Consider the following 9,853-nt stretch of genomic DNA (forward strand, 5'->3'; position numbering starts at 1 on the left):
ACGGCTCGATCCACTTCGGATCACCCGCTGAGATCACCCCACCCATGCCCAACCAACGCACCAACCGCCCCACCGGTTACGGGACAACCTCTAGCAAGCTCAACCACTCCCACGCGGTACGCGGTACGAGACAGATGGGCCGGTTGGCTGCGCGGGCCGCGGCCCAATTGGCCGCGATCGACCCCGCCTGGACCCCCGGCTCCGGGGCTGGGATGGGCGGTGGATCGGTAACACCGATACGCCGCCGTCGGCGGATTGATGGCTTCCAGGGCCGGGCACGAGGAAATCGAGCCCGGAGTCACCGCAGACGGAGCAGACGTGGGACGGCGGCTTGAGCGGCAGCCCCAGCACGTGCGGTACCCGGGGGCGGCCACGCCGCAATGTGAGGACGGCGCCGGCCGTCAGGGCGCTGCCGGGTTCGCCCGGGCTGCATGCCGCTGCCACACGAGCATTCGGAACGGGTGCGCAGGGTTTCGTAGTCGCGGGCCAGTCGCCGGTGGAGCATGAGCCATCCGTAGGTCCGCTCGACCGTGAAGCCGAAGGCCGGGACGCCGAGCCGAGCGCCTCCGGGCGGCGGAGCTGGGGCCTGGTCCATCCGAGCGTCTTCTTGAACAGCCGAAACATGTGCTCGATGTCAAAGCGTCGCGGGAACGATTGCCAGCAACGGTCGAGATCCGTCACGGTGACGGCGGTGGCCAGTCGGCCGCGGCCCGGACCTTGGCAATGCCGCGGCGGACGGTCTCGCGCTCGTCCTCAAAGCTCGCCGCTCGTCCCGCCTATGTCTCCGCGCGGCTGCCTTTCCCTAACGAGTTGGTGCGTGATAGCGGGTGAGGTGTGTTTGACTTGGTCGTGGCCCGATTTCAGGCAGTAGTGGTGCGGTCGGCGACGAGGCCGGCGATGGCGCGGTAGGTGTCGGACAGCCGGTCGCGGCGGTGGCTCCAGCGGGTCAGTTGCTTCCAGCGTTTGTGATCAGCGAGGGCGTGTTCGACGGTGATGCGGTCGGAGGAGTGGTCGTGGCGGTCGCGTTCCCACTGTTCGACTCTGCCGGGCAGTGCTCCCGGCCGGGGCTTTCTCGGCGGTGTGATCGCTTGCCCGCGATGGTCGCGGCTCAGGCCGAGGTATCCGTCGTCCAGGAGGACTTCGACGTCGGGGAAGTGCTGGAAGCAGACGGCGATGCCCTCGTTGCGGGCGGCCGTGGCGTCGTGCATACGCCCAGGTCGCAGGGCATCCGTCCATAACGTGCGGCCTTGATCGTCGGCGATGACGGTGGCCTTCATCGTGTTCTGCTTCTTCTTGCCCGAGACGAACGCTCGCCGGCCGCCGCGGCCGGCCGGTGGCCGGCGGACCTGGATCTCGGTGGCGTCCAGCCGCAGCTCGATGCCTTCGGCCTGGGCATAGGCGAACACATCCGTCAGCGTCCGAAGCCGCAGGCCAGGACGGTCGGGAACCGCGCACCCCCGCTCCGCCAGGAGCGTGCGCACCTCTCCGATCGCCCGAGTAACGGTGGAACGGTCGACACCGAACAGCAGCCCCAGCACCGAGTGCGGCAGGTCGTGCCGCAGATGAATCAGTGTGGCCACCAGCCGGTCGACGAACACCAGCTGATGGCGGGCGCCGGCACCCGCGGCCCGCTTGCGGACCCCGCCTCGAACAGCATGCCGTCGACCCTCGAGTCCGGCCTGCCACGGCACCGCCAACTCCTCGGCCAGGCAGGCAAGATGCTGTCGAGAGATCCCCGTGAACAGCCGATGCGATAACACCGCACGATTGACCATGATCGCCACACCCGGATCATGTCACCTGCCTGGCAGAACACCTCAACCGCTATCACGCACCAGCTCGTAAGACGTCGTTTCCTTTGGCGGCCGGGGTCGTTGCGTTGGTATGACGAGTCTTGCTGAGCGGCTGGTGCCGGATGAGCTGTGGGAGTTGTTCCGGCGGGTGGTGCCCGAGACGGTGGTCGTACGCGCGCAGGGAGGCGGCCGACGACGGGCCGGGGACCGCGAATGCCTGGCTGCAATCGTGTTCGTGGCCACGTCAGGGTGCTCGTGGCGGCAGCTGCCACCGGTCTTCGGGCCGGCCTGGCCCACGGTCTACCGGCGCTTCGCCCGTTGGAGCCAGGCCCGGGTCTGGGCCCGTCTGCACCGCGTCGTCCTTGATGAACTCGGAGCCCAAGGCGAGCTGGACTGGTCGCGCTTCGCCCTCGACTCCGTCAGCGTCCGAGCACTCAAAGGGGGCAGCTGACCGGACCGAATCCGACCGACCGAGGCAAGAGCGGATCGAAAATCCACCTCGTCGTGGACCGCAGCGGTCTTCCCGTCGCCGTCGCCATCTCCGCTGCCAACACACACGACAGCCTCGCGCTGCAGCCGCTGATCGCCTCGATCCCACCGGTGCGCAGCCGACGCGGTCCCCGACGACGGCGGCCTGCGAAACTCCACGCAGACAAGGGCTACGACTACTCTCACCTGCGGCGATGGCTCCGCGAACGAGGCATCACACCCCGCATCGCCCGCCGCGGCACCGACACCTCACAGCGACTGGGCCGACACCGCTGGGTGGTCGAGCGGACCATGTCTTGGCTCGCCGGCTGCCGCCGCCTGCACCGCCGCTACGAACGCAAGCCCGAGCACTTCCTCGCATTCACCGCCATCGCCACCAGCCTCATCAACTACCGACGACTCACCAAGTGAAACGGCGTCTAATCCATGTCCTGGTCGCGGAGCAACCGGCGGCCGAGGTCATCGGCCCATTCCTGGGCCCAGGCCATTAGCTCGTCGATCAGTTCGGGGGTCGCGCCGTACGCCTCGAGTTCGGCGTCGTCGAGCCAGGCGACGGCGGTAAGCCGGGTCTGAAGAGACTCGAGGTCGAAGCGGTCGCGGGCGTGGCGGCGACCGAATTCCTCGAGATCGGTCGTGGGCCAGCGGCGCGAGGCAGCGAAGACGTCCAGGGCGTCGCGGGCCAGGCCTCGCTCGGCCAGAGCGCGGACCTTGGTGCCGATCGCGTCTTCCTCGGCGAGCACCGGCCCGTAGGCGGTCAAGGCGGCCGGCCGGGTGAAGACCTCTTTGAGGACGTCCACCTCGCACGTCTCCTGGGCTCCGGAGCGGGTGTCGGTGGCGTTGAGGCGCGCGGAGAGCGGGGCGACCTCGATCACCTCGATGTGCCAGCCGCGTGCGGTGAGCCCGTCAGCGAGGGTGCGGACGATCTCTTCCATCGGTGCGGGGTTCTCGGTGGCGACATCCAGGTCCTGGCTCGGGCGTGCGAGGAGTTCGTGGGCCTGGATGGCGTAGCCGCCGGTGATCACCAGGGGGTACGGGGAGCCGATGGCCAGAACGTCCGCCAGCAGGCGGGCGTGCAGGTCGGGAAGTCTCACGCGGCCGCCGGACCCTCGTGGGTACGCCGTCGGCGAGCCGGGGGCCGGGCGGGAGGAACATCAGCCAGAGCCCGCAGCTCCGGAAACCGGTCTTCCCACACACCCTGGACCGTGGTCGAAACCAGGATCCGCAGAGTGGGCCACGATCGCAGGAGGATGTCGCGGTTCAGTAGCGCGCACAGGTCCTTGCGCATGCCCTCGGCGAGGACGGTGCGGTACAGGCTCATCCGCTGACGCTCGCTGGCGAGGTCGAAGGCACGCAGCCCGGACCAGACAACGGTGGCGGGCGGCTCCACGATCCCCTCCATAGGCCCCCGCAGCTCATCCAACGAGTCCGGCAGCCGGCGCCGGAATTTTTCCCGGTACAGCTCCAGATCCGTGCCGCCCGAGCCGGAGCTCACAACCGCGCCCGCATGGGACGGCGCGGGAACTGGGTAATGCGGTGTGGCGGGCATACCCCCATTATGACGGCTGCCGCCCGCGCGGGGCGACGGTGGAGAGGGCGACCTTGCGAGCAGAGGCGCTCGGCCAGCCAGGCCGGCGGCAGGGGCCATCTCGTCGCGCAGGCAGCCACGCCCGACATCAAGATCAAGTCGCTCACGGTCACTGCCCCGCCCCTCCGGCGCCCCAGCGAGATCCGTCCAACGCCGCCCCACCCCGGTACATGGAGTCCCGTCATGCACCGACGATGCCCCCAGTCTCCCGTCCGATGCGCCGTCGCCGAGCACGAGGGAGAGCACAAGGTCGTGGACCAGCTCCACGTGAACGCGCTCAGCAGCTACACCGCCCGTCCGAACGCAGAGACCGCAGCACGGAAACTGGCCTCCAACCCGGCCGCCGCCGTCGCGGAGGTGGAGGCACTCCATGCTGCCAGAGCGGCCCGGCGGCCGCCGAGCGGCGGATCCTTCGCCGTAGGCGTATGCCTGGAGCCTTCATCAGGACGAAATGCTCACCCTGCTACGGGAGTTCAGCAGCAAAACCGACTTGGAGCAGCCGCAGCGGAGTTCCGTAGGTTGAGAAACAGGTTCCGAGTGCTGGGGCGTCACCGTCCGGGACGTGTGGTGGGCCTACGGCGTGGTGGAATCCGGATCCCGCAACGGGCGCCGTGGCTGGGTGAGCGGCGACCTGCTCGCCACCGGCTACCGGCACTGAGCGCGCGGCCACGCCCGGTATTGTCCACGAGGCCGGGCTGGGCACGCACGCCCGGCCCCAAAACACGAAGCCTAGCCACCGCGCCCCGGGCCGCCCGGGCCGGCATCCGCCGACCCGCGGCCCGCGCCGGACGGACCTTCGCGCTGCGCTGCTGACCTTGCCGGTCACGCCCTGTCGTGCTGCGTGGTCCGGCCTTGTGGGCGACCCTGGGATTGAAGCTTCCCCTTGATCGCGGACACCTGGAGACTGGGATCTTGAGGTTCCAGAGGAAGTAGCACCAGGTGGGAAGCAAGTACACGAAGCTGTACACCGAGGAGTTCAAGCGGGACGCGGTCGCGCTCGTCGATTCCTCGGGCAAGACGGTCACCGCGGTTGCCCGGGAGCTCGGTATCAGCTCGGAGTCCCTGCGCGGCTGGTACCGCCGGGCCAAGGCGGACCGGGGCGAGGGCGAGTCCGGTGAACTGACCAGCGTCGAGCGCGAGGAGCTCAAGCGGCTGCGCAAGGAGGTCCGCGAACAGCAGCAGACGATCGAGATCCTGAAAAAAGCGACGGCCTTCTTCGTGAAGGAGAACGACCGGTGAGCGAGCTGTACGACCGGTGAGCGAGCTGTACCGGTTGATCCATGCGGAGAAGGCGACGTACCCGATCGTCCTGCTGTGCCGGGTGCTGAAGGTCGCCCGCTACTCCTACTACTCCTGGCGCGAGGGCGAGGTCGCCCGCCGCGCTCGTCAGGCCGCCGACGACGCGCTCGCGCACGAGATCACCGTGCTGCGCGACGTCAGCCGTCGCAGGCGGCGTTCGCTGACCCGGCCCGATGCGAAAGCGAAGCCGGCCCCAGACCTGATCGGCCGCGTTTTCCATGCCGGGCATCCCGGGATCAAGCTGGTCGGCGACATCACTTACCTGCCCACCGCCGAGGGCTGGCTCTACCTCGCCTGCTGGCTGGACCTGGCCACCCGCGAGGTCGTCGGCTACGCGATGGCCGACCACCACCGCGCCGACCTCGTCGTCGATGCACTCGACATGGCCCACGGCCGGGGCGGGCTGGAGCCCGACTGCGTGATCCACAGCGATCGCGGCAGCGACTATCCGCCGGCCCAGTTCCGGGAGCGAATACGAGAGTTGGGGCCGCGGCAGAGCTGCGGACGCACCGAATCGAGCTTCGACAACGCCGCCGCGGAGCTTTTGGGCCCTACTCAAAGAAGAGATCGGCACCCGCACCTGGGGAAACTTCACATGCGGGCTGTGCCGGCGAGGTGGACGTGTGCTCAGCCGGCTTGTTGCCGTTCGGGGCCGTGGCGGGCATCGTCCAGCACCTTCCACCACGAGGCGACGTCCGGCCTGCGGCGCAGTAGTGCGCGGCGTTCGCGTTCCGTCATGCCTCCCCAGACGCCGAACTCGATCCGGTTGTCGAGGGCTTCGGCCAGGCACTCGGTCCTGACCGGGCACCCGGTGCAGAGGGTCCTCACCCGCTTCTGGCTGGGGCTGTCGCCGAACAACTCCTCTGGGTCGCACCCGTGGCAAGCAGCGTGCTCCTGCCAGTGCTCCAGCCTGCTCGTCATGGCTTGCCTCCCCGGCCTGCTGCGGCCATGGACTTCACTCTATCGCCTGGTCAGAGGCCAAGCAGGAACGTGATCAGCGGATGCTGCCGCTGATGTCTCACACAAGGGCGGCGACACGGCGGTGGCTTCGAGCCCCAGGAAGCAGCTTCGGCTTCGGCAGACGCACAACCACTTGCGCGGGCGGCTCCTGCGCGTGCTGGCCCGGTGGGCTCCCCTCTCCTGCAACGCGCAGATGCTCGTGGAACGGCTCGTCCCGCAGGAGTGATTCGGGACAGCAGGCAACTTGACAGTGTGGCCGGTGGGTAGCAGCCGGCAGCAACAACCCAGGTAGAAGGAGTGTGTTTCTGTGGCTGCCGAGTCCGAGTCCACCACCACCACCATTCAGAGCGTGTGGGCGCAGCGCTGCGCCGAAGACCTTGCAGCCAACCGCGAGAAGCAGAGCGGCATCGCCGCTCAGATCTCCGAGTTGCAGGAGCAGCTCGCCCAACTCCTGCAGGATGAGACCTGGTTGGTCGCACGGCAGAAGCACCTCTCCGTGCCGTCGGCTCCAGTCGCCGGGGACACGGACCAGACACCTGCGGGCAGCGCCGCGCAAGAAGCTGGGGCGGGTGAGGACGCGGTGGCCTCTTCGGTTCCGCAGCCCCGGCAGGAGGCGGCCAAGCCGGCCGGAAAGAAAGCCGCGACGAAGGCGACCGCCGCGAAGAGGACCACCGGCAAGACGGCAGCGGCGAAGAAGGCCCCGGCCAGCAACAGGAAGAGCCCTGGCAAGAAGGCGCCCGCAGCGCCAAAGGCCACCATCACGAAGACGACGGCCAAGCCCGCCACGGGCAAGACGACCGCGGTGAAGAAGGCGGCGGCCAAGCCCGCGCTCGCGAAGCCCGCAGCGGCGAAGAAGGCGGTGCCGGCGCAGGCCGGCGAGGCGAAGCAGCCGCTGCAGGCCCTGGTACTCGCCATCGTGTCCGCTTCCACGGAGCCTCGCCTGGCCCGTGAGGTCGTCGAGGAGCTCGTCAAGCAGCATCCCGACCAGGCGACGTCGGTGCAGACCGTGCGCAACACCCTGGAGACGCTGGTGAAGAAGCAGTCGATCGAGAAGACCAACCAGCAGGGCTCGGTGATGTACTGCGCGAAGAAGTCCCCTACCGACACGCCCGCCGCGGATGCTGAGCTCGCGCCGTCCGACGAGAAGGCACCCGCCCACGCCTAAGCATCCCCCTGCCCCGCCCCGGCGCCCTTAACTGCGCTCCGGCGCCCGTGGGCGGGCCTGCGTGAGGCCATGCCGGACCCGCCCGTGGTGCCGGGTGTTCAGGCGTGCCGTAGTCCCAGCCCCTCGCGCACGCCGGACTGCACCCCGGCGTGGCGGGCCTGCTGCTGCGCGGCGGCATCGGTGCGCGGCGCGGCCTCCGGTGCGCTCGCGGCGGCTGTGCGGGCCCGTTCGCGGGGCTGGGCCGCGAGGCGGGCGGCGCGGGTGGCCGGAGTGTCGGGCGCCGGGTAGTCCTGGCGTGCGGCGTTGCTCAGCTTGACTCTGTCGGGGATCTTGGAGTTTTGCGGTGCGGCAGCATGGGCAACAGGCAAGCTCGGGTAGTTCCGATGACCGATGCAGCTGTCGAGGTGGCCGTTGTCCCTCCGTCCCCGTTCCGGTGAGCAAGTCCCGTCTCTGACTGCGCAGGTCGCGCAGGCGAGCAACCCGGGGGGTACGACGGCGATATGGGTGCGTGACCGGCTGGATGGGCTGTGGTGCGACGAGGACTTCGCCGACTGGTACTCGCGGGATGGGCGTCCGGGTCTCTCTCCCGCTCAGCTGGCCACCGTCTGTGTGCTGCAGTTTCTGCTCGGCCTCTCGGACCGGCAGGCCGCCGAGGCGGTGCGCTGCCGCATCGCTTCAAGTACGCCATGGCCATGGAGCTGGACGATCCCGGTTTCCATCACAACGTGCTGGCCGACTTCCGAGACCGTCTCACCGAGGGCGGCCGGGCCGACCGTCTCCTCGACCTCGCACTCGCGCGCCTCAAGGAGGCCGGTCTTTCCCGCGAGCGCACCCCGCAGCGCACCGATTCCACCCACGTCCTGGCCGCGGTGCGAGACTTGACCCGCCTGGAACTGATCACCGAGACCGTCCGCGCCGCACTCGAAGAAGTTGCCGGCACGTCCCCTCACCTGGTCGACGAGGACTGGGGGCTCCGCTACGGCCGTCCGGTCCGCCTGGGCAAGAACCCCACCAAACCCAAGACCAGAATCCTCACGACCGGAAACGACGCCGTCCGGCTCCTGGAACACCTCCACCGGCACGGAGCGGACCACATGTCCGGTCCCCGTGTCCAGGCTCTGCGACAGATCATGGTGCATAACTACCACCGTGATACCGCAGGACACCTGCGCTGGCGCACGGCCGAGACAGAAGGCGGCCCCGGACTACCACCCTCGTCCCGGGCGATCGTCTCTCCCTACGACACCTCGGCCCGCTACGCACGGCACGGACACATCATCAGCTGGAAGGGGTTCACCGCCCATCTGACCGAGACCTGTGCTTCCGACCGCCCCAACGTGATCACGGACGTGGCCACCACCGCGGCCACCACACACGACAGCCAGGTCCTGCCCGGCATCCACACCCGCCTCGCCCGCCGCGGACTGCTCCCTGCCGAGCATCTGGTCGACGCCGGCTACACCTCCCTGCCCCACCTGGAACAAGCCGCCCGTGAACACGAGGTCACCGTCTCCGGGCCACTGCGCAGCAACCCCACCCGCCAGCAGCGTCGGAACGAGGGCTTCGCCAGGGACGACTTCCACATCGACTACGAGAATCAGCAGGTCACCTGCCCCCCCCCCCGGGCCAGGTCAGTGCGGGCTGGCACGGCCCCTACCCGACCTCCTCGCCCACCGCGGCCCCCCTGATCGTGGCACGGTTCAAAAAGAGCCAGTGCCGGCCCTGCCCGGCCCGCACCCAGTGCACCAGCACCGCCGACAACGCCCGCACCGTGGGATTTCCCCCGCGAGAGCTCCGCGACCTGCAACTTCGCGTCCGCACTGAACAACAGACGCCCAAGTGGAAGGCTCGCTATGCGGTCCGCTCCGGAGTAGAGAGCACGGTCAACGAGTTCGCCCACGGGCACGGCATACGACGCTGCCGCTACCGAGGACAGGGAAAGGCCCACATCCAGCACGTCCTGACGGCCATCGCCGTGAACATCGAGCGCCTCAGCGGACTGTCACCGCCCGAGGAACCCCCGACGCCCCGCCGACCGACTGCTTTCCAGGACTACCTCGACCAGCGTGAGATCCCCCGGCTGAAGTCCTGGCGAACCCTGGGCAGCTGACCTCAACAACTCCAAGATCCCCGACAGAGTCAAGCTAAGCGCCGCCACCAGCTGGTGTTCGTCGACCGGTTGGCGCCGATAGGGTCGGCGTCGCGCTGGATCACGATGCAGTCGACGCGGTGCACGCAAGCGCCCAGCGGATGCTCGTGCAGGTGCTTCTCCCCCACGGACCGGACCGCCTGCTGCTGTGCGGGGCTTCCAGCGCTGGCCGCTGCGGCCAGCCAGTGGTGGCCGGTGTCGCCGCCAGCCGCGAAGGCATCGAGCTCGGCTGACCTTGTCACTTTCCGTTGGGAGCCAACTATCGCCTGGTCTCCGACCTCGCGACCTGTCTGATCACCCACCGGCACATCCGACGCCTGGCTTTATTCACGGGTTGTGAAGTCAGTTGTTCATGGGTTTGGGAGGCGCCCAGATCCACAGTCGGGTGATGTTCACGAGTTTTGAAGTCACCG

General features: G+C 68.8%; 10 protein-coding genes and 3 pseudogenes. 7 read left to right on the plus strand and 6 right to left on the minus strand.

The window, feature by feature from the left end; genetic code table 11:
• Positions 1-298: 298 nt before the first annotated feature.
• Together ACF08B_RS41140 and ACF08B_RS41145 are read right to left on the minus strand one after the other, a co-directional pair.
• Positions 299-535 (minus strand): annotated as a pseudogene (locus ACF08B_RS41140) (hypothetical protein); the annotation flags it as partial.
• Positions 536-860: 325 nt separating this feature from the next.
• Positions 861-1,775: a transposase family protein gene (locus ACF08B_RS41145; protein ID WP_392322164.1), complete on the minus strand. Its 915-nt coding sequence runs from the start codon at positions 1,773-1,775 to the stop codon at positions 861-863.
• A gap of 109 nt (positions 1,776-1,884) precedes the next feature.
• Between ACF08B_RS41145 and ACF08B_RS41150 the strand changes: the two genes are divergently transcribed.
• Positions 1,885-2,693 (plus strand): IS5 family transposase gene (locus ACF08B_RS41150; RefSeq protein WP_392322157.1). Its coding sequence is split into 2 segments (ribosomal slippage): positions 1,885-2,239 and positions 2,239-2,693, totalling 810 coding nucleotides; the frame shifts between segments, so codons are not numbered across the junction.
• Positions 2,694-2,701: 8 nt separating this feature from the next.
• Here ACF08B_RS41150 and ACF08B_RS41155 read toward each other — a convergent pair.
• Both ACF08B_RS41155 and ACF08B_RS41160 read right to left on the minus strand, forming a co-directional pair.
• Positions 2,702-3,373, minus strand: coding sequence for a nucleotidyl transferase AbiEii/AbiGii toxin family protein (locus ACF08B_RS41155; protein WP_392322158.1), 672 nt, complete (start codon positions 3,371-3,373; stop codon positions 2,702-2,704).
• A complete protein-coding gene (locus tag ACF08B_RS41160) occupies positions 3,370-3,828 on the minus strand; it encodes a hypothetical protein (RefSeq protein WP_392322159.1) in 459 nt (152 codons plus the stop codon). The genes ACF08B_RS41155 and ACF08B_RS41160 overlap by 4 nt, the downstream gene beginning before the upstream one ends.
• A gap of 978 nt (positions 3,829-4,806) precedes the next feature.
• Between ACF08B_RS41160 and ACF08B_RS41165 the strand changes: the two genes are divergently transcribed.
• Entirely contained in the window at positions 4,807-5,106 is a 300-nt protein-coding gene (locus tag ACF08B_RS41165) for a transposase (protein ID WP_392322160.1), read from the plus strand.
• A gap of 184 nt (positions 5,107-5,290) precedes the next feature.
• Positions 5,291-5,671, plus strand: a pseudogene (locus ACF08B_RS41170) (DDE-type integrase/transposase/recombinase); the annotation flags it as partial.
• Positions 5,672-5,793: 122 nt separating this feature from the next.
• Here the strand turns inward: ACF08B_RS41170 and ACF08B_RS41175 are convergent.
• A complete protein-coding gene (locus ACF08B_RS41175) occupies positions 5,794-6,087 on the minus strand; it encodes a WhiB family transcriptional regulator (protein ID WP_392322165.1) in 294 nt (97 codons plus the stop codon).
• A 346-nt stretch (positions 6,088-6,433) separates the two neighbouring features.
• Between ACF08B_RS41175 and ACF08B_RS41180 the strand changes: the two genes are divergently transcribed.
• On the plus strand, positions 6,434-7,291 hold the full coding sequence (locus ACF08B_RS41180) for a hypothetical protein (RefSeq protein WP_392322161.1): 858 nt from the start codon (positions 6,434-6,436) through the stop codon (positions 7,289-7,291).
• Positions 7,292-7,389: 98 nt separating this feature from the next.
• Here the strand turns inward: ACF08B_RS41180 and ACF08B_RS41185 are convergent, their stop codons facing one another.
• Positions 7,390-7,659, minus strand: a complete 270-nt coding sequence (locus ACF08B_RS41185; protein ID WP_392322162.1) for a hypothetical protein — start codon at positions 7,657-7,659, stop codon at positions 7,390-7,392.
• A gap of 22 nt (positions 7,660-7,681) precedes the next feature.
• Between ACF08B_RS41185 and ACF08B_RS41190 the strand changes: the two are divergent.
• The 3 genes and pseudogenes from ACF08B_RS41190 to ACF08B_RS41200 form a co-directional block, all read left to right on the plus strand.
• Positions 7,682-7,915, plus strand: a pseudogene (locus ACF08B_RS41190) (IS1182 family transposase); the annotation flags it as partial.
• A 62-nt stretch (positions 7,916-7,977) separates the two neighbouring features.
• Positions 7,978-8,979, plus strand: a complete 1,002-nt coding sequence (locus tag ACF08B_RS41195) for a hypothetical protein (protein WP_392322166.1) — start codon at positions 7,978-7,980, stop codon at positions 8,977-8,979.
• 2 nt (positions 8,980-8,981) lie between these two features.
• Positions 8,982-9,401: a transposase gene (locus ACF08B_RS41200; protein ID WP_392322163.1), complete on the plus strand. Its 420-nt coding sequence runs from the start codon at positions 8,982-8,984 to the stop codon at positions 9,399-9,401.
• Positions 9,402-9,853: the final 452 nt, after the last annotated feature.

This window comes from Streptomyces sp. NPDC015139 (genome assembly GCF_043079785.1).
Classification (GTDB): Bacteria; Actinomycetota; Actinomycetes; order Streptomycetales; family Streptomycetaceae; genus Streptomyces; species Streptomyces albidocamelliae.

What these genes read in the sequence shown, in the direction of transcription:
- ACF08B_RS41145 (WP_392322164.1), bottom strand. Translation starts at nt 1,775, where the DNA reads ATGGTCAATCGTGCGGTGTTATCGCATCGGCTGTTCACGGGGATCTCT.
- ACF08B_RS41160 (WP_392322159.1), bottom strand. Translation starts at nt 3,828, where the DNA reads ATGCCCGCCACACCGCATTACCCAGTTCCCGCGCCGTCCCATGCGGGC.
- ACF08B_RS41175 (WP_392322165.1), bottom strand. Translation starts at nt 6,087, where the DNA reads ATGACGAGCAGGCTGGAGCACTGGCAGGAGCACGCTGCTTGCCACGGG.
- ACF08B_RS41195 (WP_392322166.1), top strand. Translation starts at nt 7,978, where the DNA reads ATGGCCATGGAGCTGGACGATCCCGGTTTCCATCACAACGTGCTGGCC.